Origin of the sequence: Burkholderia pseudomultivorans (assembly GCF_001718415.1) — a bacterium.
Classification (GTDB): Bacteria; Pseudomonadota; Gammaproteobacteria; order Burkholderiales; family Burkholderiaceae; genus Burkholderia; species Burkholderia pseudomultivorans_A.
This window is the reverse complement of sequence record NZ_CP013378.1, coordinates 3,110,835-3,134,787: the sequence shown is the minus strand read 5'-3', so window position 1 is coordinate 3,134,787 and position 23,953 is coordinate 3,110,835. Positions and strand designations below refer to the sequence as shown.

The 23,953-nt window shown below is 72.8% G+C and carries 10 protein-coding genes; 1 reads left to right on the top strand and 9 read right to left on the bottom strand.

All coding sequences use genetic code 11. The annotated features are described in order from the left end of the window. Positions 1 to 5: 5 nt before the first annotated feature. Genes WS57_RS26750 through WS57_RS26740 form a run of 3 tightly spaced genes read right to left on the bottom strand, consistent with a single transcriptional unit; the run spans position 6 to position 15,661 of the window. Positions 6 to 1,019 carry a GNAT family N-acetyltransferase gene (locus WS57_RS26750; protein ID WP_069245077.1) on the bottom strand — a complete coding sequence of 338 codons (1,014 nt, stop codon included), beginning with the start codon at positions 1,017 to 1,019 and terminating at the stop codon, positions 6 to 8. After that, positions 1,009 to 5,976, bottom strand: coding sequence for a non-ribosomal peptide synthetase (locus tag WS57_RS26745; RefSeq protein ID WP_069245491.1), 4,968 nt, complete (start codon positions 5,974 to 5,976; stop codon positions 1,009 to 1,011). The genes WS57_RS26750 and WS57_RS26745 overlap by 11 nt, the downstream gene beginning before the upstream one ends. A gap of 10 nt (positions 5,977 to 5,986) precedes the next feature. Beyond that, positions 5,987 to 15,661: a non-ribosomal peptide synthetase gene (locus WS57_RS26740; RefSeq protein WP_069245076.1), complete on the bottom strand. Its 9,675-nt coding sequence runs from the start codon at positions 15,659 to 15,661 to the stop codon at positions 5,987 to 5,989. Between the two features lie 272 nt (positions 15,662 to 15,933). Here WS57_RS26740 and WS57_RS26735 point away from each other — a divergent pair, with 272 nt between their 5' ends. Further along, the gene (locus WS57_RS26735; RefSeq protein ID WP_059519476.1) at positions 15,934 to 17,673 is read left to right on the top strand and encodes a cyclic peptide export ABC transporter; all 1,740 of its coding nucleotides are present in this window, start codon (positions 15,934 to 15,936) and stop codon (positions 17,671 to 17,673) included. A gap of 174 nt (positions 17,674 to 17,847) precedes the next feature. Here the strand turns inward: WS57_RS26735 and WS57_RS26730 are convergent, their stop codons facing one another. The 6 genes from WS57_RS26730 to WS57_RS26705 are packed head-to-tail and all read right to left on the bottom strand — an operon-like array spanning position 17,848 to position 23,910. Continuing rightward, on the bottom strand, positions 17,848 to 18,888 hold the full coding sequence (locus tag WS57_RS26730) for an ABC transporter substrate-binding protein (RefSeq protein ID WP_069245075.1): 1,041 nt from the start codon (positions 18,886 to 18,888) through the stop codon (positions 17,848 to 17,850). Continuing rightward, positions 18,885 to 19,685, bottom strand: coding sequence for a siderophore-iron reductase FhuF (gene fhuF, locus WS57_RS26725; protein WP_069245074.1), 801 nt, complete (start codon positions 19,683 to 19,685; stop codon positions 18,885 to 18,887). The genes WS57_RS26730 and fhuF overlap by 4 nt, the downstream gene beginning before the upstream one ends. Further along, the gene (fhuB, locus tag WS57_RS26720) at positions 19,682 to 21,772 is read right to left on the bottom strand and encodes a Fe(3+)-hydroxamate ABC transporter permease FhuB (RefSeq protein WP_069245073.1); all 2,091 of its coding nucleotides are present in this window, start codon (positions 21,770 to 21,772) and stop codon (positions 19,682 to 19,684) included. The genes fhuF and fhuB overlap by 4 nt, the downstream gene beginning before the upstream one ends. Next, positions 21,769 to 22,617, bottom strand: a complete 849-nt coding sequence (locus WS57_RS26715) for an ABC transporter ATP-binding protein (protein ID WP_059519485.1) — start codon at positions 22,615 to 22,617, stop codon at positions 21,769 to 21,771. The genes fhuB and WS57_RS26715 overlap by 4 nt, the downstream gene beginning before the upstream one ends. Then, positions 22,607 to 23,623, bottom strand: coding sequence for a TauD/TfdA family dioxygenase (locus tag WS57_RS26710; RefSeq protein ID WP_069245072.1), 1,017 nt, complete (start codon positions 23,621 to 23,623; stop codon positions 22,607 to 22,609). The genes WS57_RS26715 and WS57_RS26710 overlap by 11 nt, the downstream gene beginning before the upstream one ends. A gap of 44 nt (positions 23,624 to 23,667) precedes the next feature. Further along, positions 23,668 to 23,910: an MbtH family protein gene (locus tag WS57_RS26705; protein ID WP_009694729.1), complete on the bottom strand. Its 243-nt coding sequence runs from the start codon at positions 23,908 to 23,910 to the stop codon at positions 23,668 to 23,670. Between the last annotated feature and the right edge of the window lie 43 nt (positions 23,911 to 23,953).

Below are 23,953 nucleotides of genomic sequence, written 5' to 3'. Positions count from 1 at the left end.
GCCCGTCAGACGTGACGGCCGGTGAAGAACGTCTCGCGCAGCGTGCGCATCCACAGCGGCTGCGCGTCGGCCAGTACGAGCCGGCGCTGCCGCGCGAAGCCGTGCCGCGCGAGATAGTCGGCGAGCCGCGCGTGGCCGGCCGGCACGGCGCAGCCGACCGCTTCGGTGCGCGGATCGTCGAGAAACAGGTAATGGACGACGCACGGCAGCCAGCCGGCGACGCAATGCGGGCCGCGCCAGCGCGGCTCGCCGACCAGCATCCGCAGCCCGCGGTCGTAGTCGCGCGCCGCGACGTGCGGCGCGAGCGGATCCTCCTTCAGCCAGAACGCGTCGAAATACGCGAACGGCTCGCCGTCGAAGCAGCCGACGAGCGGCGTCAGGTGCGGATCGGCGTCGGGCGTGCCGGGCTGCGCGGCGGTCCAGCCGTCGCGCACGCGCGGCTCGTCGAACCAGCGCGCGACGCGCGCGGCGTCCTCGTCTGGCTGCCAGCCGCGCAGCGTGAAGCGCACGCCGAGCGCCGGCAGGTCGCGCGCGTAGACGTCGCCGCGCGGCGCGGGCGGACGGCGCGGATGGCGGCGCCCGTCGGTCAGCGTCTGCAGCGTCGCGCACGGCGGCCGCGCGTCGACGAGCCACAGATCGGCCTGCTGCGCCCAGCCCTCGCGCATGCAGCGGCCGCCGTCGCCGAGCACGCCGCTCGCGCGCAGCGCATCGAGCGCGACCGCCGGCCACGCGGCCAGGTCGAGGCGGATCGCCGCGCGTTTCGCGTCGTCCGAGAACGCCGCGGACAGCGCGGCCAGCAGCGCGCGCCGCTGGTCGGCCGGCGCCGCGCGATGGTTGTAGGCGACGACGCGCAGCGTGCCGTCGTCGGCGAGTTGCGCGCGCAGCAACTGCGCACCGATGCCGTCGCCTTGCGCCACGCGGATCTCCGCGCCGTCGCGCGCCGCGAGCAAACCATCCGCGAACGCGAGGCGGCAGGTATCGGGCATCGTGAATCCGTCCGGGCGCACTTCAGCCAGCATGACGCACCTCCGCTTCTGTGTGCACGCCCTCGTCGAGCCGAGCGCCGAGCGCCGCGAGCGTCGGCGACGCGAACACGTCGGCGATCGTCAGCATGTGACCAGCGCGGCAGGCCGCATCGACGAAGCGCACGACGTCGAACGAGGTCGCGCCGGCTTCGAACAGGTTCGTGTCGGGCGGCGGCGCAGCCGCCGCGAACGTGTCCGACCACAGCGCGGCGAGCGCGGCCGCCGCACGCGGCGACCGTGCCGGCGTCGGCGCAGCGGCGGGCGCGACCTGGGCCGACCGCGCGACAAGCCGCGCATCGGGCGCGCCGAGCGCTGCTTCCGACGCGCCGGCGAAGCGCGCGACCTCGTCGTGGTAAAGCTCGACGAGCGTATCGACGAAGCCGCCGTCGAGCAGTTCGTCCGCATAGGAAAACGCCGCGCCGACGCGGCCGTCCGGATGCTCGACGACGTCCAGCTCCAGCGTGAACACGACGCGATGACGCACGTCGTCGAAGCCGGCGAGCGACAGGCCGGCCCAGTCGCGCGCGGCCGCCCCGCTCGGCCGCAGGTAGTTGAACATCACCTGGAACAGCGGATTGGCCTGCGCGGCACGCGGCGCGCGCAACGCCGCGACCACGTCGGCGAACGGCACGTCGGCATGCGCATAGGCGGCCAGCGCCGTGTCGCGCACCTGCGCGAGCACGTCCGCGCGGCGCGCCGCGGCGTCGAGCCGCGTGCGCACGACCACCGCGTTGATGAACAGGCCGAGCGCGTCGCGCGCCGCGTCGCCGGTCAGTTCGCGCGTCGACGCGAGCACGCCGACCGGCTGGTCGGTTTCGCCCGTCATGCGGAACAGCGCGGTGTTCAGCGCCGCGTGCAGCAGCATCGGCAGCGTCGCATGCGCGGCCGACGCGGCGTCGCGTGCGCCGCGGATCAGCGTCGCGTCGAACTCGAATGCGATGCGCGATGCGCGCCATTGCGGCACGGCCGGCGCGTCGGCGCGCTGCGGCAGCAGGCGCGCCGGCAGATCGGCAAGCGCGTCGCGCCAGTAGGCGATGCGCGCCGGATCGCACGGCGCGGGCAAGACGAGCGGCACATCTTCGGATGCCGGCGCCAGGCGGCCGCCTACCTGCGCGACATAGTGCGCACGGATCGCGTCGAGCCACAGCTCGATCGATTCGCCATCCGACACGATGTGATGAATCGTCACCGACAGCACGTGATCGTCCGCGCCGAGCCGCAGCACGCGCGCGCGCCACAGCGGCGCATCGGCGGCGAGATCGAACGGCGCGAGCGCATCCTCGTCGGTCAGGGAGCGCGCACGTGCGAGCGCGTCGGGTTGCGTGGAAAGATCGACGACCGGCAGCGCAACCGGCGCCGGAGCGGCGATCCGCTGGCCCGGCCCCGCATCGTGGCCCGCGACGATCCGCGCACGCAGCGCCGGATGCGCGGCCGCCGCGGCGGAAAACGCGGCGCGCAGCGCGTCGATGTCGAGTGCGCCCCGCACGCGCAGCGCGACCGGGATGTTGTAGGCGGCGCTGTCCGGCTGCGCGCGCCACAGGAACCAGAGTCCGAGCTGCGCGGGCGACAGCGGCCACACGCCATGCGCGTCGGGTGTCGCGCGCGCGACGCCCGGCGCGGCCGCCCGCGACTGCGCGGCGCGCGGCGCATCGGCGACCCGCCGCGTGTACTGCGCGAGCACCGGCGCCTCGAACAGCGCCCGCACCGGCACGTCGCGGGCGAGCCGCTCGGCCACGCGCGTCGCGACGCGCACCGCGGCCAGCGAATGGCCGCCGAGATCGAAGAAGTGATCGCCGCGACCGACGCGCTCGACGTTCAGCACGTCGCGCCAGATCGCCGCGAGCGCGGCTTCGTCGCCTGCGAGCGGCACTTCGTACGCGCGTTCGATGCGCGCCGGCGCCGGCAGCCGCGCGCGGTCGACCTTGCTGTTCGCGTTGCGCGGCAGCGCATCGAGCACGATCAGTTGCGCGGGCACCATGTAGTCGGGCAGCGTGCGGCGCAGGTGCGCGTCGAGCGTCGCCGCGTCGACCGACTGTGCGGCCGCGCGCGCGTCGTCGGTCAATTCGACATAGGCGACCAGCTGCGCGTGTGCGCCCTGCCCGTGCACGACTGCACACGCCTCGCGCACCGCATCGCGTGCGGCGAGCTGCGCCTCGATCTCGCCGAGCTCGATGCGCAGGCCGCGCAGCTTGACCTGGTGATCGACGCGGCCGATGAAGTCGAACACGCCGTCCGCGCGACGCCGCACGAGGTCGCCGGTGCGATACAGGCGTGCGCCGGGCGCGCCGTACGGATCGGGCACGAAACGCTCGGCGGTCAGCGCGGGACGGTCGAGATAGCCGCGCGCGACGCCGATCCCCTCGCCGCCGAGATACAGCTCGCCGATCACGCCGACCGGCAGCGGATGCAGCCGCGCGTCGAGCACGTGCGCGGTGCGCGCGCCGACCAGCGTGCCGATCGGCAGATACGCGGCGTCGCCGAGCTTCGCGAGATCGTCGCCGGGACGGAACATCCAGAGCGTCGGCGTGATGACCGTCTCGGTCGGGCCGTAGCCGTTCACCACGCGCACGTTCGGCAGCGCGCGGCGCAGCATCGCGAACGCTTCGCGCGAGGTCGCCTCGCCGCCGACCGTCAGCGAGCGCAGCGTCGGCGGCGCACCGTGCGTGAGCGCCCATTCGGCGAGCTGCGCGGCGCAGCCCGGCGGCACGTAGGTCATCGTCACGCCGTCGCGGACCATCATCGCGCAGGTCTGCGCGGGCGGCCACAGCACGTCGGCCGTCACCGACACGGCGGCGCCCGACATGTATTGCGAAAACCAGCCTTCGTGCGCGCCGTCGAAATTGACCGACTGGAACAGCAGGAACACGTCGTGTTCGCCCGCGCCGTAGCGTTGCGCGATCGCCGCGCAGTGCCGCGCGAACGCGGCGTGCTCGACGATCACGCCCTTCGGCTTGCCGGTCGAGCCCGACGTGTAGATCGCATAGGCCGCGTGGCCGGGCAGCACGTCCGGCAATGCGACATGCGCCGCTTCGTCGAGCGCGTCGAGATCGTCCGCGCGCCACACGCGCAGGCCGGGCAGCTCGGGCAGCGACGCGGCGCTCGCGCGATCGGTCAGCACATGCGCGATGCGCGCATCGTCGACGATCTGCGCGAGCCGTTCGCGCGGATGCGCCGGGTCGAGCGGCACGAACGCGGCGCCCGACTTCAGCACCGCGATCAGCGCGACCAGCAGGTCGACCGAGCGCTGCAGCGCGACGCCGACGCGCATTTCCGGCCGCACGCCGGCCGCGACCAGATGGCGCGCAAGCCGCGCCGCACGCGCATCGACTTCGCCGCGCGTCAGCGCGCGGTCGATGTCGGCGACGCCGCGCGCGTCGGGGCGCGCCCGCGCATGCGCGGCGATGCGCGCATGCACCGGCACGAACGGTTCGGCGTCGGCCGCACCGTCCGGCGCATTCCAGGCAAACAATTGCGTGCGCTCGGCGTCCGGCAGCCAGTCGAGGTCGCCGACCGGCGTGCCGGGCCGTGCCAGCGCATCGCCCAGCAGCGTGACGAAACGCGCGGCCAGCCGCGCGATCGCGTCGGCGTCGAACAGGTCCAGCGCGTAGATGAATGCGGCGTCGAACGCGCCGTCCGGCGTCGCTTCGATCGATAGCGTCAGGTCGAATTTCGCGGACGGCGTGCCCGACGGCAGCAGCGCAGCCGCGGCGGCCCCGAATGCCGGTAGCGCGCGGCGCACGCCATAGGCGGCCATCACCTGGAACAGCGGATGGTGGCTCGCGCTGCGCGGCACGCCGAGCGCGTCGACGACCTGCTCGAACGGCACGTCCTGATGCATCTGCGCGTCGACGAGCGCGCGCTGCGTGCGCTCGACCAGCGATGTGAAATCGCCGCTCGCCGGCACGTCGACGTCGATCGCGAGCGTGTTGACGAAGAAGCCGATCAGATCGACCGTCTCCGCACGCTCGCGGTTCGCGGCCGGTACGCCGACGCAGATCCGCGCGTCGCCGGTCGCGCGCGCGAGCAGCGCATCGAGCGCCGCGAGCAGCACCGCGAACGGCGTCGCACCCGACGCGGCCGCGAACGCGCGCAACTGCGCACCGAGCCGCGCATCGAGCGCAAACCCGTGACGCGCACCGCGCGCGCTGCGGCGTGCCGGCCGCGCGGACGCGCCCGGCAGGGTCAGCACGCCGCGCTGCGGGTCGAGCCGTTCGCGCCAGAACGCGAGCTGGCGCTCGCGCTCGCCGGCATCGAGCCAGCGGCGCTGCCACAGCGCGTAATCCGCGTACTGGATCGGCAGCGGCGCGAGCGGCACCGGCCGGTCGGTCGTGTATGCACGATAGAACGCCGCGAGTTCGTCGAGCATCACGCCCGACGACCAGCCGTCCGACACGATGTGATGCACCGTCAGCGCGAGCCAGTGATGCGTCGCGTCGAAGCGGATCAGGTGCGCGCGCAGCAGCGGCGCGGCACCGAGATCGAACGCTTCGGCTTCGTCGGCGGCCGCGACGTGCTCCGCGCGCGCGATGCGCTGCGCATCGGGCAGCGCTTCGAGATCGGTCTCGCGCCATGGGCAGCGCAGCGGCGGATGGATGGTCTGCGCGACACCGTCGTCGGCTTCGTCGAAGGTCGTGCGCAACGCTTCATGGCGCGCGATCAGCGCGTCGCACGCGAGGCGCAGCGCATGCGCGTCGAGCGCGCCCGTCAGTGCGAGCCGCTCGGTGATGTGGTAGGCGTGCGGCGCGTCGATCAGCCGCGCATGCAGCCACAGCCGCGTCTGCGCGAACGACGCCGGCACGCGTTCGCTGCGCGGCGCGCGCGGCGGAATCGGCAGCACGCGAAAATCGATGCCGGCCGCGCCGAGCTTGTCGATGAAGACGGCGCGCTGCGCGTCGGGCAGCTGCGCGAAGCGCGTCGCGAGCGCGAGCCAGTCGGGTTGAGCCTTCGTCATCCGGGGGTCCTTATTGGGTTTCCAGTTCGCCGAGCAGCGCGTCGATCGCGCTTGCCGCGTCGGTCGCGCCGCGTGCCGCGCAGGCCGCATCGATCGCGGCCGCGCAGCGCGCCAGCGTGCGCGTATCGAACAGCGTGCGCAGCGGCAGCGCGAGCCCCCAGTGCAGGTTCGCCTGCGCATGCGCGTGCGTCGCGAGCAGCGAGTGGCCGCCGAGCAGGAAGAAATCGTCGTCGCGGCCGATCGCGTCCACGTGCAGCACGCGCTGCCAGATCGCTGCGAGCGCACGTTCCGTGTCGGTCGCGAGCTCGGCGGCCGCGGTGGTATTGCGCACCGGCGCGGGCAGCGCATGGCGATCGCACTTGCCGTTCGGCGTGACGGGCAGCGCGTCGAGTTCGATCAGTTGCGACGGCACCATGTAGGCCGGCAGATGCGCGCGCAGGGCGTCGAGCAGCGCGGCGCGGTCGAGCGGGCCGGCGTCGCCGCGCGCGACATAGCCGATCAGCTGTTCGTCGCGCACGATCACGACCGCGTCGTGCACGCCGGGCGCCGCGCGCAGCAGCGCCTCGATCTCGCCCGGCTCGATCCGCTGGCCGCGCAGCTTCACCTGCGTGTCGACGCGGCCTAGATAATCGAGCGCGCCGTCGGCGCGGCGTCGCGCGAGATCGCCGGTGCGGTACATGCGCGCGCCCGGCACGAACGGATCGGGCACGAAGCGCTCGGCGGTCAGCGCGGGCCGGCCGAGATAACCGCGCGCGAGCCCCGCGCCGGCGAGATACAGTTCGCCGGTCGCGCCCGCCGGCACCGGCTGCCATGCGGCATCGAGCACGTGCAGTTGCAGGTTGGCGATCGGATGACCGATCGGCACCGCAGCCGCGTGCACATCGTGCGGGCCGCAGGTCCAGTGCGACACGTCGATCGCGGCTTCGGTCGGCCCGTACAGGTTCACGAGCGTCGCGTTCGGCAGCAGCCGCGCGAGTTTCGCGACGAGCTCGGGCGCCAGCGCCTCGCCGCTCGCGACGATCAGCCGGACGCTGTCGCATTGCGCGGCCGCGTTGAAAGCGTCGAGATGCGCGGCGAACGCGGCAAGCATCGACGGCACGAAATGCAGCACCGTCACGCCGTGCGCGTGGATCGCGGCCGCGAGGCGCGCCGGATCCCGATGGTCGCCCGGCGCGGCGATCGCCAGCTTCGCGCCGACGGCCAGCGGCCACACGAATTCCCAGACCGACACGTCGAAGCCGAAAGGCGTCTTGTGCAGCACGACGTCGTCGCGCGTGAGCCGGTACGCGTGCTGCATCCACGCGATCCGGTTTGCGAGCGCACCATGCGTGTTGCCCGCGCCCTTCGGCTTGCCGGTCGAGCCGGACGTGTAGATCAGGTAGGCGAGCTGGGCTGCGTCGACAGGTGCGACGGCGCAAGCCTCGTCGGCCGCGATGACGTCGCCGCCGTCGGCGAGCAGGTCCGCCACCGTCAGCAGCTGCGTTGATGCGCCGTCGCCCAGCGCGTCCTCGACCTGCTCGCGCAGATGGGCCTGCGTGATCGCGACGGCCGGCCGCGCGTCGCGCAGCAGGTACGCGATGCGCTCGGCCGGATAGTCGGGATCGACCGGCAGGTAGGCGGCGCCCGCCTTCAGCACGCCGACGAGCGCGATCACCATGTCGAACGAGCGCTCGACGCACAGCGCGACCGGCGTATCGGGCCGCACGCCGCGACGGCGCAGCGCGGCCGCGACGCACGACGTGTGCAGGTCGAGTTCGCGATAGGTCGCGCGATGCACGCCGCCGTGCGCGTCCGCGTATTCGAGCGCGATCGCGTCGGGCGTCGCGCGCGCGGCGTCGACGAACTGCAGATGCAGCGGCTGCCGCTGGGCTTCGGGCCAGTCGCAGGCGGTGTCCTGCACGCGCGCCAGCGCGTCGAGCGCGGCCGCATCGGCGATCGACAGCCTCCCGAGCGGCGCGTCCGGCGTGCGCGTCAGCGCGTCGAGCGCGCAGGCGAACGCGCGGTGCCAGGTCTCGACCTGCCGCGCATCGAGGCGGGCGGTGTCGTAGCCGTAGTCGATCGTCAGTTCGGCGCCGCTTTCGATCACGAGCGTCAGCGCGAAATCGGTCGCCTCGATGCTGCGCACGTCGCTCAGCGCGAGCGCGCGCGGATCGCCGTTGCCTGCCGTGTCGTCGACCGGATAGTTCTCGAACACGACCAGCGTGTCGAACAGCGCGCCACCGGCGCCGCGCGCCCAGCGCTGGATATCGGCGAGCGGCGTGTGTGCATGCTCGGCGGCGGCCGCGTTGTCGCGCTGCAGCGCCTGCAGCCAGTCGGCCGCGCGCTGCTGCGGCGCCGGCGCGGTAATCACCGGCACGGTGTTGATGAACAGGCCGAGCACCGCGTCGATGTCCGGCAGCGCATCGGGGCGCCCCGCGACGGTCGCGCCGAACGCGACGGCCGGCTGGTGCGTCATCCGCTGCAGCGCGAGCGCCCAGGCGCCCTGCACCAGCGTGTTGACGGTCAGTTTCAGTGCACGCGCGGCTTGTGCAACGCGTGCCGTCGCGGCCGCGTCGATCGTCGCGCGCCAGCTGACGACGGCGGTATCGGCGCGATCGGCCGCACGTTCGGCGATCAGCGTCGGCGCGTCCAGCCGCGCGAGCCGTTGGGTCCAGAAGCGTTCGTCCGCATCGCGATCGCGCGTGCCGAGCCACGCGATGAAATCGCGGTAGCGCAGCGGCGGACGGCTCGCGAACGGCGACACGGCGTCGGGGTCGCGATAGTCGCGCAGCACGTCGGCGAGCAGGCGCGCGGTGCTCCAGCCGTCGAGCAGCACGTGGTGACGCGTCCACACGATCCGCCATGCGTCGTCCGTCACACGGATCAGCGTGAGCCGCATCAGCGGCGGCTCGCGCCAGTCGAAGCCGCGCGCGCGATCGGCCGCGAGCCACGCGTCGAAGTCGGCGTCGAGCGTCGCGCCGCGCGTGCGCCAGTCGAGCTGCTCGACCGGCATCCGCGCATGGCGATGCACGCATTGCAGCGGCGCGGCCTCGTCGGGCATCACGCTGGTGCGCAGAATGTCGTGACGCGCGACCGACGCCGCGAACGCGGCGGTGAGCCGGTCGGCATCGAGCGCGGTCGCGGTCGCGACGAGCTGGTTCACGTAGCTCGCCTGGCCCGGTGCGAACAGCGCATGGAACAGGATGCCCTGCTGCATCGGCGACAGCGGATACACGTCGTCGATCGTGCGCCAGTCGAGCGGCGTGCGTTCGATCGCGGCCTGCGTGAGGCCGGCGGCTCGCGCGAGCGGGAAGTCGCCCGGCGTCGCCCCGCCGCCACGGTGTGCGATACGCGATGCGCAGGCGTCGACGAGTTCGCGCAGCGCGGCCGCGAAGCGTGCGGCGAGCGCGTCGATCGTCGTGCGTTCGAACTGCGGCGCGCCGTATACCCAGTGCATTTTCAGCGTGCGTGCGCCGTCGCGATCCGTGTCCAGATACGCGTGAATCGCGAGCGTGTTGCCGAGCGGCCCCTGCGGATCGCGTTCGACGCCGGCGCCGCCGAAACGCGGGACGAGCATCGCGTCGCGCGGCGCGTCGAACTGGCCGAGATAGTTGAACGTCACGCGCGGGCGCGGCACCGCGGCCAGCGCCGCGCGCGTCGCCGCATCGCCGTAATGCGCGAGCACGCCGAAGCCGAGCCCTTTGTGCGGGACCGCGCGCAGCGTGTCCTTGATCGCGCACAGCGTGTCGCGCGCGTTCGTCGCGACCGGCAGCGTCACCGGGTAATGGCTGGTCAGCCAGCCGATCGTGCGGCTCGCGTCGGCGTCGTCGAACAGCGCCTCGCGGCCGTGCCCTTCCAGCTCGAGGCGGCACGATGCGGCGCCGCTTGCGCCAGCCAGCGCCTGCGCGAGCGCCGCGCTCAACAGTTCGATCGTCTGCGTGCGATACGCGGCATGCGCATCGGTCAGCGCGGCGCGGGTCAGCGCCGCGTCGATCGTCTGCACGACGACGGCCGCGTCGGCGTTCGTCGCCGGCGCGTCGGGATGATCGGCCACGAGCTCGTCGCCCGACGCCATGCCGGCCCAGTACGCGAGTTCCGCCGCGAATGGCGATGCGGGCTCCGTCGCGGCGCGCGCGAGACGTGCGGCCCACGCGTCGGCGCGCAGGCCCGGCGACGACAGGCGAATCGGCATGCGCTCGACGGCGGCGCGATAGGCCGCGTCGAGATCGTCGAGCAGGATGCGCCACGACACGCCATCGACGATCGCATGGTGGATCGCGAGGTAGAGCCGCGTCGAGCCGTCCGGCAGCCGTGCGGCGCACGCGCAGGCGAGCGGGCCGCGACCGAGATCGAGGCGGCGCTGCAACGCGTCGAAGCGCGCGAGCGCATCGGCTTCGTCGCTCGCGGCGACTTCGACGAACGGCAGCGCATCGTGCGGCCGCGCGGCATCGCTTGCCTGCCAGGCGCCGTTCGCGTCGCGCGTGAAGCGCTGGCGGAATGCGTCGTGATGAGCGAGCAGCGCGTCGAACGCGCGTGCGAACGCATCGGCGTCGAACGGTCCGCGCACGTCGAAGGCGACCGACTGGTTCCAGTGGCCCGGACGGGGCACGTCGAGCGCGAAGAAACGCTGCTGGGCAGGCGTCAGGATCCGGGCGACGTCAGCGGGTGCAGCCTGGGCCGCCGCCGGTTGCGGCGCGGCGGCCTCGTCCGTCTTCGCGACGCGTGCGAGTTCGGCCACCGTCGGGCCGTCGAACAGCTGCTTCGGCGTGAAGCGCACGCCGCGCTTGCGCGCACGGGCGATCACCTGCAGCACGAGGATCGAATCGCCGCCGAGCTCGAAGAAGTTGTCGTCGCGACCAACCTGCGGCGCCTTCAGCACGGCCTGCCACACGTCGGCGAGCACCGTTTCGACCGGACCCTGCGGCGCGTCGCCTGCCGCACTCGCGACCGGCGCGGCGGCCAGCGCGCGCAGCGCGGCGCGATCGATCTTGCCGTTGGCGGTCACCGGCAGCCGCGCGAGCGCGACGAACTGCGCGGGAACCATGTAGTCGGGCAGCGTCGCGGCCAGCGCGGCGCGCATGCCGGCTTCGTCGAACGACGCGCCGTCGCGCATCACGATGAAGGTCGCGAGCCGCAGGCGGCCGTCATGTTCGATCGCCAGCGTCTCGGCTTGGGCGATCGGGCCGGCCGCGCGCACGGCCGCGCTCACTTCGCCCGGCTCGACGCGATAGCCGCGAATCTTCACCTGGTCGTCGATGCGGCCGAGGAAGGCGATGTGGCCGTCCGCGCCCAGCCGCACGCGATCGCCGGTGCGGTACAGCCGTGCGCCGCGCGCGAACGGATCGGGCACGAAGCGTTCGGCCGTCTGTCCTGGCCGGTTCAGGTAGCCGCGCGCGACGCCGGGGCCGCCGAGATACAGTTCGCCCGTCGCGCCCGGTGGCACGCATGCGCCGAACGCATCGAGCACGAGCGCGCGCGCATTCGGCAGCGGCATGCCGAGCGGCACGCCGCTTGCGGGATCGCGTCGGCCGGCGGCGATCGACGCCGTGTCGCAGGCGAGCGCGCCGACCGTCGCTTCGGTCGGTCCGTAATGATTGATCACGCGGCATGCGGGCGCGAGCGCGGCCAGCCGCGCGACGAGCGCCCAGGTCAGCGTCTCGCCGCCCGTCACGAGCGCGTGGCGCGGCAGCACGTCGGCCGGCGCGCGCGCGTCGAGCAGCGCCTGCAGGTGGCTCGGCACGATCTTCAGCACGCCGACCTCGCGGCGGCGCATTTCATCGGCGAACGCATCGGGATCGAACGCGCACGACGCCGGCAGCAGATGCAGCGTGCGGCCCGCGCACAGCGCGCCGAACAGCGTCGTGTGACCGAGGTCGGCCGCGACCGTCGACACCATCGCGAACGATGCGTCGGGCGCGAACGCGAGTTCGTCGAGCATGCCCTGCACGTAGTCGGCCAGCGCGCCGTGCGACACGACGACGCCCTTCGGCGTGCCGGTCGAGCCCGACGTGTAGATCAGGTACGCGGCTTGCTCCGGATGCGGCGCGACGCGCACGCCGGCGGCCGGCGCGAGCGCGGCGTCCTGCATCAGCGCGTCGAGCTCGAGCGGCTGCGTGTCGGCGCCGGCCGGCCATCCGGCCGGGTCGGTCACCAGCGCATGGCGTGCGCCGCAGTCCGACGCGGCGGCGGCCAGCCGCGCGGCCGGCTGGGCCGGATCGAGCAGCACGGCCAGCGCACCGGCCTTCAGCGCGCCGAGCAGGCCGACGACGAAGCGCGCGGACCGCTCGACGCAGACGATCACGGGTGTTTCCGCCTTTGCACCGCGCAATTGCAGCGCGTGCGCGACGCGGTTCGATGCATCGTCGAGTTCGGCGAAGCTCAGCGACGTCGATGCATCGGCAAGCGCGACGCGATGCGGATACGCGGCCGCCTGTCGCGCGAACGCGGCAACGACGTCCGCATGCTCGATGCGCAGCGTGCGGCCGTCGCGCGGCTGCCGCGATGCGGGCGCGGCGTCGCACGGCAGCGCAGCGGTCGCGCACTGCGGATCGCACGCGGCCGATGCGAGCAGCGCCGCGTAGCTGTCGAGCCAGGCGCGCGCGGTCTCGGCGTCGAGGCAGTCGGTCGCATGGGCCGCGACCAGTTCGATGCCGTTCGCATCGTCGGTGAAATCGAGCGCGAAATCGAAGCGCGCGGCGAGATCCGGCCCCGGCGTCGCGACCGCGGTCGCGCCCGGCAGCACGCTGTCGTGGCGCGCGTCGAACTGCTGTGCGAATTTCACGCGCAGCCATTCGTCGCCGCGCTTCACAGGCGGTTTCACCGCATCGACGACACGCTCGAACGGCACGTCCTGATGCGTCATCGCGTCGAGCACGGCCGTGCGCGTCGCATCGACCAGCGCGCGGAACGGCAGCGTCGAAGCGACGCGCACGCGCAGTGCGACCGTGTTGAGGAACAGCCCGAGCAGCGCGCGCGTTTCCGGACGCTGGCGATGCGCGACGGGCACCGCGACGACGAGGTCCGTCTCGCCGGTCAGCCGTGACAGCCACGCGTCGAGCGCGGCCAGTAGCACGGTGAAGACGGAGGCCCGCGCGTCGCGCGCCAGCCGGCGCACGTCGGTCGCGACCGCATCGGGCAGGCGCATCGAGGTGCGCGCGCCATGCAGCGTGCGCGTCGCGGGCGGCTGTCGGTCGACCGGCAGCGCGAGCGGACCCGGCACGTCGCGCAACGCGGCGCGCCAGTAGTCGAGCTGGCGCTCGCCCTCGCCGCCCGCGAGCAGGTCGCGCTGCCAGTCCGCGTAGTCTGCATACTGGATCGGCAGGCCGGGCAGCGACGGCGCACGCCCCTCCGCAAACGCGCCATAGGCCGCCGACAGTTCGTCGAACGCGCAGCGCGAGCTCCAGCCGTCGGTGATCGCATGATGCGCGGTCAGCAGCAGGCGATGGCGATCGTCGGCGAGCGCAACGAGCGTCGCGCGCACCAGCGGCCCGCGCGCCAGATCGAACGGTGCGCCCGCGTCGCGTTCGGCGACGCGCGTCGCCTCCGCGTCGCGCGCGGCCGGCGGCCGGTCGCGCAGGTCGATGTCGGCAATCGTCACCGGCAGATGTGCGTGGATCCGCTGCATCACGATGCCGTCGTCATGGTCGACGAGCGTCGTGCGCCAGGCTTCATGCCGCTCGATCACGTGATCGAGCGCGCGCTGCAACGCGGCGCGGTCGAGCGCGCCGTCGATCGTCCAGTGCGCGGCGATGTGGTACGCGGCGCCAGCGTCGCGCGTCTGCGCGAGCACCCAGAAACGCTGCTGCGCGAGCGACGCCGTGCGATCGACATGCGGCGCAGCCGCTGCGGACGCATCGGCCGCAGGGCCACGCGCGGCGATCACGTGCGGCGTTTCGCCGGTCTCGCGCTCGGCACGGTCGACCGTATCGGCCAGTTCCGCCAGCGACGGATCGGCGAACAGCGTATCGAGTCGCAGATTCACGCGTGCGGTTGCGCGGATCGCGGCCTGCAACTGCATCACGGCAAGCGAGTCGGCGCCCAGCGCAACGAAACGATCGTCGCGCGACGGCGCGGCGTCGAGACCGAGCAGCGTCTGCCAGACGCCGGCGAGCTGCTGCTCGGTCGGCGTGCGCGCCGCGTCGCCCGCGCGTTGCGCCGCGTCGTTCGCCGCGGCGGCTCGCCGAGTTGCGATCAGTTCGCGCAGCGCGGCGCGGTCGAGCTTGCCGTTCAGCGTATACGGCAGTGCATCGCAGCGTTCGAACCGGTGCGGTTGCCATGCGGCCGGCAACTGCGCGGCCACGTGCGCCTTCAGCGCCGCATCGTCGGCGGCGTCATGCAGCACGACGCAGGCGACCAGCCGCGTCGGGCCATTGCCCGTTTCGGCGACCACGGCCGCATCGGCGACAGCCGGATGGGCGCGCAGGCATGCGGCGATTTCCGCAGGCTCGACGCGCACGCCGCGCACCTGCACCTGGTCGTCGAGCCGGCCGAGATAGTCGAATGCACCGTCGTCGCGCAGGCGCGCGAGATCGCCGGTGCGGTATACGCGCGCGCCGGGCGTGCCGTGCGGGTCCGGCACGAAGCGTTCGGCCGTCAGCGCCGGGCGGCCGTGATAGCCGCGCGCGAGACAGACGCCGCCGAGCAGCAGTTCGCCTGCCGCGCCGCGTTTACCGTCGATGCGCGCGACGCGCGGGCCGATCGCGCGGCCGATCGGCAGCGACGCATACGCATCGTCGGCAGCCAGCGCGGGCGTCTCGCCCGGTTCGACCGGCCACAGCATCGGCGAGATGACGGCCTCGGTCGGCCCGTAACCGTTGATCAGGCGTACCGAAGGAAACGTTCGACGCACGAATTCGAATGCCTGCTGCGGCAGCGCCTCGCCGCCGAACGCCAGCACGCGCAGCGCGCGCGGCACGCCGTCGCGCGCGGCGACGGCCGCGAATTCGCGCAGGTAGGCCGGCGGAAACGCGGCGACGCTGACCGCTTCTCGCACCATCAGCGCATGCGCGCCCTCGGGCGCGAACGGCTGCGGCGGCGCAATCGTCACGCTGGCGCCGACCGCGAGCGGCGCCAGCCAGCATTCGTGCGCCGCGTCGAAGTTGACCGACGCGAAATGCAGCAGCCGATCGTCCGCCTCGATCGGCAGTGCGGCGGCGAGCGCATCGCAATGCGCGGCGAGCGGCCCGTGCTCGACGACCACCGCCTTCGGCGTGCCGGTCGAGCCCGACGTATAGATCATGTAGGCGGCCGCGCGCGGATGCACGGCGGCGTCTTCTTCATCGTCGACGAAGTCCGGCGCGGCTGACGTCTGTTCGGTAACGTCGAACGCGTGTTCGAACGGCGCGCCGAGCGCGGCGCGGCCCGCCGCATCGACGATGCCGTGGCGCAGCTGCGCATCCGCGACGATCCAGTCGAGCCGGGCCGCCGGGTGGCGCGGATCGAGCGGCACGAACACGCCGCCCGCCTTCAGCACGGCCAGCAGCGCGACGAACAGCTCGCACGAGCGCTCGACGCATACACCGACCCGCACTTCCGCACCGACGCCGGCCGCGCGCAGTTGCCGCGCCAGCCGCGATGCGCGTGCGTCGAGCGCGCCGCGCGACAGGCGCAGGTCGTTCTGGAAAGGCGCCGCGAGCGCGGGCGCATCGGGCGCACGGCGCGCCTGTTCGCGGATTCGGTGGTGCAGCGCAGTCGGGAAACTCGTCATGGCGTGAAGTCCTTCGGTCTGGCCGCTTCGGCCAAGTCTCGGGGCCGCTTGGGCGGCTTCACTGGTGTGACGAACGACGCGCGCGATTTTTTACCTTTTTTGCATTCGACGCCGAGGCGACGGCCCGCGCGGCGGGTTTTCCGGCGCACCGCTAAATATTTGCGCGGCCCGTTCGTCTATCAGGGAGGAAAGCCGCCGCGGCGCAGGCCCGTTCGCCGCTTTCACGACCGTTTCGACGTTTCTGCGTACCTTCTTATTGACCGACGTTGCCGATGACAGCTGCCCACGAGTCTCCTTCCCCGCCGTCCCTCGACGCCTCGCCCGCCCGCCCCGCGGCGCGCCTGATCCTCGCGCTGCTGCGCGAAAGCCGCGCGCCGTTCACGCTCGCGCTCGTCGCGTGCGTGCTGAACGGCATCGCGAGCGTGCTGCTGGTCGCGACGCTGAACCGCGCGCTCGCGCAGCCGGGCGCGGCCGACGCCGCGCTCGCGTGGCGCTTCGCGCTGTGCGCGGTGATCGCGCTCGTCACGCGGATCGTGTCCGGCACGCTGTTCGCGCGGCTGTCGCAGGACACGATGGCGCGGCTGCGCGTGCATCTCGCGCGGCGCGTCGGCGCGGCAGAGCTGCGCGATATCGAGCGGATCGGCGCGGCGCCCGTGCAGTCGGTGCTGACCGACGACGCGACCAACGTGTCGATGCTGTTCTTCGCGCTGCCGAACCTCGTGATGCACGGCTCGATCGTGTTCGGCTGTCTCGGCTATCTCGCCTGGCTGTCGTGGCCCGTGTGCGCGCTCGCGCTGGCCGCGATCATCGCGGGCTCGCTCGGCTACCACACCGGCGACCGCCGCGCGATCGCATCGCTCGAAGCGGCCGGCCAGGCGCAGGACCGGCTGTTCGGCTATCTCGGCGCGCTGTTTTCCGGTGCAAAGGAACTGAAGCTGCACGACGCGCGCGCGCGCCAGTTCGTCGACGGCCAGCTCGGCGCGGCGATCGGCGAAGTGCGCGACCATCGCCGCCGCGCATTCAGCGCGTACGCGGTCGGCGTGGGCTGGATCATCTTCCTGTTCTACGTGTTCCTCGGCGTCGCGTCGTTCTGGCCGCAGCTCGGCGTGCATGCCGATCCGGGCGCGGCCGCCGGCTACGTCGTCGTGTTCCTGTTCATGCTGGTACCGCTCGACGGGCTGCTGAACAACCTGCCGACCGTCAATGCGGCGCGCGTGTCGCTCGCGCGCATCGAAGGCGTGATGACCGAATTCGGCGCGCTGCGCACGGTGTCGCCGGCCAGCGACGCGCCCGACGTGCCGCCGGCCGGCGCCGTCACGCTGCGCGGCGTCACGCATGCGTATTTCCACGAGCGCGACGAGCGGATGTTCCGCATCGGGCCGGTCGACCTGACGATCAGGCCGGGCGAGCTGGTGTTCATCGTCGGCGGCAACGGCAGCGGCAAGACCACGCTCGCCAAGGTGCTCACCGGCCTCTACGAACCCGAGGAAGGCACGATCGAGGTCGAGGGCCGCGCGATCGGCTGGCGCGAGCGCGCCGCATACCGGCAGCGCTTCAGCGCCGTGTTCAACGACTTCCATCTGTTCGATGCGCTGATCGGCATCGTCGACCCAGACGATCCGGATCGCGCGCAAGCCGATGCGCGCGCGAATACGCTCGTCGCGAAGCTCGCGCTCGACCACAAGGTGAAGGTCGTCGACGGCGCGTTCTCGACGCGCGCGCTGTCGACCGGACAGCGCAAGCGGCTCGCGCTCGTCGTCGCGTATCTGGAGGATCGGCCGTTCTACCTGTTCGACGAATGGGCGGCCGACCAGGACCCGTCGTTCAAGGCCGTGTTCTACGAGCAGCTGCTGCCCGAGCTGCGCGCGCGCGGCAAGGCGGTGATCGTGATCACGCACGACGATCGCTATTTCGGGCTGGCCGACCGGCTGCTGAAGCTCGAGAACGGACGGATCGTCAGCGATACGACGCCCGCGCATGCGCGACACGGCGTCGGCGCGCTGAGCGCGTAAACGGAAACGGCCGGCGCGTCGCGGTTGCGGCGGGCCGGCCGTGTCGTTGCCGTGTGATGACGGGAAACCGGTGCGCGACGGCCGAAGCCGCATCGCCGGGCCCGCGGGCTCTTGCGGCGATCGTTGTCGGCAAGCCCGATTCAACCTCCTCCTCGTTTCACGCTTCGCCGCCGCTCACCGTGCGACCGGCAGCTTCAGCATCGTATCGGTCATCACGTCGGCCAGTTTCAGCGCCGACATCGGGCCGCCGAACCCCCAGATATTGCGCTCGACGAGCGCGATCCGGTGCCGCTGCCATGCCGGCACGAAACGCCATACCGGCGAATCGAGCTTGGCGGCAAGCGGCACGTCGAGCCCGGTCGAGGTCACGAACAGGATCGCGAGATCGCGCTGCGTGAGCAGGTCGGCCGAGGTCACGTAGAGCGTGCCTTCGCGCGTCGGCTTTTTCGGCCAGGGCTCGAGACCGAGCGCACGCGCGAGACCCGCGGCCGTGCTGTTGCCGGTATACGCCCAGTAGCGGTCGGGCAGGCCGAGTTCCTGCAGCAGCGCGATGCGCTCGCCCGCGCGGCCGGCCGCCGACAGGCGCGCGGCATTGCGCGCGAGCCCCGCGTCGAGCTGCGCTTCGACGGTCCGCGCGCGCGCGTCGCGCCCGGTCACCGCGCCGATCGTGCGGAAGATCTGCCGCATCCAGTCGAGCTGCGTGACGGGCACGCCGTCTTCGGACACGTTCGGGCTGAACTGGAACAGGATGGTCGGCGCGATCCGGTCGAGCGCCGCGAAGATCGGCGCGTGCCGGAAGCCGACGCCGATGATCAGGTCGGGCTGGACCGCGGCGATCGCTTCGAGCCCCGGCTCCTGCCGCGAACCGATGTCGGTCACGTGCGCGAGGCGCTCGCTCCGATAGCCGAGCCAGCCCGGATAGAACGCGGTGTCGGCCATCCCGACCGGAATCAGGTCGAGTGCGACCACGCTTTCCGCGAACATGAAGTCGAGCGCGACCACGCGCTGCGGCCGCAGCGGCATCGTCGCGCTGGCCTGCGACACGACCGGATTGCCGGCCAGCGACAAGCCGTGCGTTGCCGCCCCCTGCCCGCCGCGCACATCGCCGCTCACGTCGCCGGCGATGGCGGCCGCGGGCGCCGCGAATACGCCGCAACACGCGGCGCCCAGCGCCGCGAGCCGTGCGAGCGCTTGACGGCGACCCGCGTCCGTCACCGGATCGCGTCCTGCCCGGCCAGCGCCGCGTCGTCCATCGTCAGTAGCAGAGGACAGCTTCCACACAGTTGCGTTTCTCCAGGAATTTCATAGCGCAGGCAGCAGACGCGGCGCGCGCGAAACGGCGTCGGCAGCAGCGACGAACGCGGCACCGCGTCGCGCACCGGCATGCGCAGCGGATTCGGCTCGCCGGCGACGCACGACGTACCGAACAGCCAGTCCGCATCGCGCACGGGATCGGCCGCGCACGGCAGCGCGCGACAGCTGTCGAGCAGGAAATCGAGCAGGTTGCCCGCGTTGCTCCACAGCACGCGCGGCGTCACGCGGCCCATCGCCGCCAGCAGGTCGATTACCGCGCCGAGGTGCGCGACGAGGCCCGCATAGCGGCGCGCGGGCTCGTCGCATGGCGCGCCGAGCGCGTCCGGCGCGAAATACAGCGCGGCGGGCATCCCGTCGTCGAGCGCGACGAAGGTGCGCTCGGGCGCCATGTCGAGCGGCCGGCCGAGCGTCAGCGCGGCGACGACGCCGGCCGGCGCCGCGCGGCCGAAATAGTATTTGCTCCATTGCGACACCAGCGCGCGCGCGTGCCGCGCCGGATCGCCGCCGTAATGGCGCACCATCGCGTCGAGCAACGCGTCGCGGTGATCCGGCAGCGCGCCGACGGGCACGACGACGCGGCCCGGCGCGCGCGCATCGTCGGGCATGCCGAGCCAGACGACGTCGAGATGCGCGGCGAACGGCTCGGGCGCGAAGCGCGAGAAACGGGTGGCGCGCGCGCCGTCGAACGGTGGCGTCATCGCCCCACGCGCCGCGCGCGGCGCGCCTCGACGATCAGCAGGCCGAGCAGGTACGGCGCGCCGATCAGCGCGGTCAGCACGCCGGCCGGCACTTCGCGCGGCGCGACCAGCATGCGCGCCGCGAGATCCGCGCAGCCGAGGATCAGCGCGCCGCACGCGGCCGCGAGCCACAGCCGCGTACGGTGCCGGCGTGCGCCGAGCATCGTCGCGACATGCGGCGCCATCAGCCCGATGAAGCCGATCGGCCCGACCGCCGCGACGGCCGCACAGGCGGCGAGCGTCGCGATCGTCAGCGCGAGCGGTCGCAGCACCGCGACCGGCAGGCCGAGCGCGGCTGCCTGGTCGTCGCCGAGCGCGAGCATGTCGAGCGGCTGCGCGAGCCAGGCGAAGACGGGCACCGCGAGCGCGCACCACGGCAGCAGCATCGAGACCTCGCCCCAGCTGCGCCCGTAGGTGCCGCCGACCAGCCATACGACGAAGCGCGCGGGCTGCACGCTTTCCTGCGTGATCAGCCACTGCGCGAGCGTGGTCCATAGCGCGCCGATCACGATGCCGGTCAGCGCGACCGCGAGCGGCGCGTAGCGATGCCGGTGATTCAGCGCGAGTGTGATCGCGAGCGACACTCCGCCGCCGATCAATGCGGCCGCCGCGAGCGTCAGGTGGCCCATCAGGGGCCAGCTCGACAACGCGAACAGCGTGACGAGCCCCGCCCCCTGCGTGACGCCGAGCACTTCGGGGCCGGCCAGCGGATTGCGCACCACGCTTTGCATCGCGACGCCGCTGACGGCCAGCAGCGCGCCGGCGAGCAGCGCGCAGAGCAGGCGCGGCATGCGCAGGTCGATCAGCATCCGCGCGACGGCATCGTGGCCCGACAGCGCGGCGAACCAGCGCGCGGGCGCGAGCCATTCGGGGCCGGCCGACACGCCGGCGAGCACGATCAGCGCACCCGCCGCGACGAACAGCGCAGTGCGCTGCGGCCAGCCGAGCCGTTCGAGCCAGCCGACGAGGCGCGTCGAGCCGCCGGCGGCCGACCGGTCGGCTTCGGCATGCAGCACGCCCGACCACGCGGCGCCGCGCCGGATCATCGCGAGCATCAGCGGCGTGCCGACCAGCGCGATCGCGACGCCGGTCGACAGCGTCGCGTCGAGCCCCGACGCCAGCACCGCGCTGTCGGTGACCAGCACGAGCGCACCGCCTGCGAGCGCCGACAGCGGCACCAGCGCGCCGAGCCGGGCCGCGCGCGCGCCGCGCACCTGCCGCAGCAGGTTCGGCGCGACCAGCCCGACATACGACAGCGGGCCCGCGATGCTGACGGCCACGCTCGTGAACGCAACCGCGACCACCGTCGCGGCAAGCCGCGTCGCATCGACGCGCACGCCGGCCGCGGCGGCCGCATCGTCGCCGAGCGCGAGCGGGTCGAGCGGCCGGATCACGAACGGCAGCGCGGCCAGCGGCAGCACGAGCCAGCGCGCGGCGAGCATCAGGCCCGTCGCGCCCGGCTGATAAAGGCTGCCGTTCGTCCACAACGCGGCGCCCGCGATGTTCTGCTCGAAGAACGCGAGCACGAGCGTCGACAGCGCCGCGAACAGCAGCATGCAGACACTGCCCGCGAGCACGAGCCGCAGCGGCGTCGCGCGCCAGCCGCCGGCCGCGGCGAGCGCGCAGGCGGCGCCCGCGAGCCCGCAGACGAACAGCAGCGGCACCGACGCGACGCCCGCCAGCGCGGGCACGAGCATCGCCGCGAGCAGGCCGAGCTGGGCGCCGCCCGTCACGCCGAGCAGATCCGGCGACGCGAGCGGATTGCGCGTAAGCGACTGGAACAGCGCGCCCGCAATGCCGAGACAACCGCCCGCGACGAGCGCGGCCGCGACGCGCGGCAGGCTCAGGTCGAACAGGAACACATGCGCGAGCGCGGCGGCGTCGCTGCCGGGTGCGGCGGCCGACCATGCACGCAGCTCGGGCGCGACCCGCACGGCCGCGACGAGCGCGATCAGCACGAGCAGGCCGATCGCAATCCGTCCCGCGCGACCGGCCGTTTCGCGCTGCCCCGCCGCCGCGAGGCGCTTGCGCATCGCAAACGTCGTCATGTGGCGAGATCCCGGTCGAACGCGCCGGCCGCCTGCGGCGTGCCGGCAGCCGACGGCCCGTAGGCCGGCACGCACATTGGCGCGCCCGTCTGCGGGTGCGCGAGCTTCAGCATCTCGACGCCGAACGCCGCGCGCAACCGCGCGGGATCGAGCATCGCATCGGGCGCGCCTTGCGCGACGAGACGGCCCGCACGCATCAGCACGATCTCGTCGCTGTAGGCGGCCGCCTGGTTCAGGTCGTGCAGCACCCAGACGATCGTCAGCCCGCGCGTGCGGTTCAGCGTGCGCAGCGCGTCGAGAATGTCGAGCTGGTGGTGGATGTCGAGATAGGTCGTCGGCTCGTCGAGCAGCACGATCGACGCCTGCTGCGCAAGCGCCATCGCGATCCACGCGCGCTGCCGCTCGCCGCCCGACAGCGCACCGACGTCGCGGCCCGCATCGTCGGCAAGGCCGCTCGTGGCGAGCGCCTCGTCGATCGCCGCATGATCGGCGCGCGACAGCCCGCGCAGGAAGCCGCCGTACGCGTAGCGCCCGTACGCGACGAGCTCGCGCACCGTGAGGCCCGACGGAATCTGGTTGAACTGCGCGAGCATCGTCAGCTCGCGCGCGAGCGCGCGACGGCGAAACGACGCGAGCGGCCGGCCGTCGACTTCGACGTGCCCCGCGCGCGCGGGCTGCAGGCCTGCGAGCGTGCGCAGCAGCGTGCTCTTGCCGCAGCCGTTCGGGCCGCACAGCGCGGTCACGCGGCCGGCCGCGATCGACAGGTCGAGCCCGTCGATCACGACATGGTCGCGATACCCTACCGTCAGCCCGCGCGCAGCCAGCGCGGCGGTGCTACGCGTCATCGGTCCTCCGCTCGCTCGCGCGCGGGACCGTGTAGCTTTGCGCCATCGCGACCACGACCTTGCGCGGCCCCTCGAACGGATCGCGCGCATGCGCGGTGAGCATGTTGTCGAGCATCAGCACGTCGCCCGTCTGCCACGGGAACATGATGCGCTGACGGTCGAGCACGCCGCGGATCTCTGCAAGCGCATCGGCCTCGAGCGGTGCGCCGTCGCCGTAATAGACGTTGCGCGGCACGTTGTCGAGGCCGACCGCGTCGACGAGCGCTTCCTGCATGTCTTCGTCGAGCGCGGACAGATGGAACAGGTTCGCCTGGTTGAACCACACGCGATCGCCGGTGCGCGGGTGACGCGCGACGGCCTGGCAGCGCTCGCGCGTGCGCAGCAGCAACTCGCCGTCGTCGTCGGTGCGCCATGCGCATTCAATGCCGCGCGCCGCGCACATCCGCTCGACCTCGGCCGGATCGTCGGTGCCGAACGACTGCTGCCACGGCAGGTCGAGCCCTTGCCCGAAGTTGCGCACGTACAGCAGTTCGCGCTGCTCGAAGCGCGCGACCAGCGCCGGATCGAGCGCGCGGTAGACCGCACGGCTGTCCGCGATCGGCGTCGCACCGCCCTTCGGCGCGGCGAGCGCGCAGTGGAACCAGATCCGCAGCGGCCATTCGCGCGTATACGACTGCTCGTTGTGCAGCGGAATCGCGCGATGCGGCGGGTATTCGGTCGACGTATACACCGCGCCTTCGACCTGGCTGCGCGGCGTCGACGCATATTCATAGCCGATCAGCGGATCGCCGAACGCGGCCGCGAACTGCTGGAACGCGTCGATCGACGGCACGTGGAAGCCGGTAAACAGCACGCCGCCCGCGCGCTCGAGCGTGTCGGCGGCGATCGCGCGCGCGAGCGGCGCGAGCTCGTCGAGCGACATGCCGTCGCTGCGCGGCGACACGACGGTGGGCAGCCCCGGCTCGATACGCAGGTCGTCGAGCGTCGGCAACGAAAGCAGGGTCATGCAACGTCCTCTTCAGATGGCGCGCCGGCTCGCGGCGCAGCGGATCACGATGCGCTCGACGCGCGCTCGCCGTCCATCGCGCGGCGCAGGCTCGCGGGGCGCATGTCGGTCCACGCGGTTTCGATGTGCGCGAGACAGTCGGCCTTCGGCCCGCGCACGCCGACCTCGCGCCAGCCGGCCGGCACGGGCCGGAAGGTCGGCCAGATCGAATACTGTTCTTCGTCGTTGATGACGACCGTGTAGACGAGATCGTCGGTGTCGGCGGAAGGCGTCGTGGCTTGCGTCATGGTCGAAAAAGCGGGAAACGGTTGAAGGAGGCGAAGCGGCGAT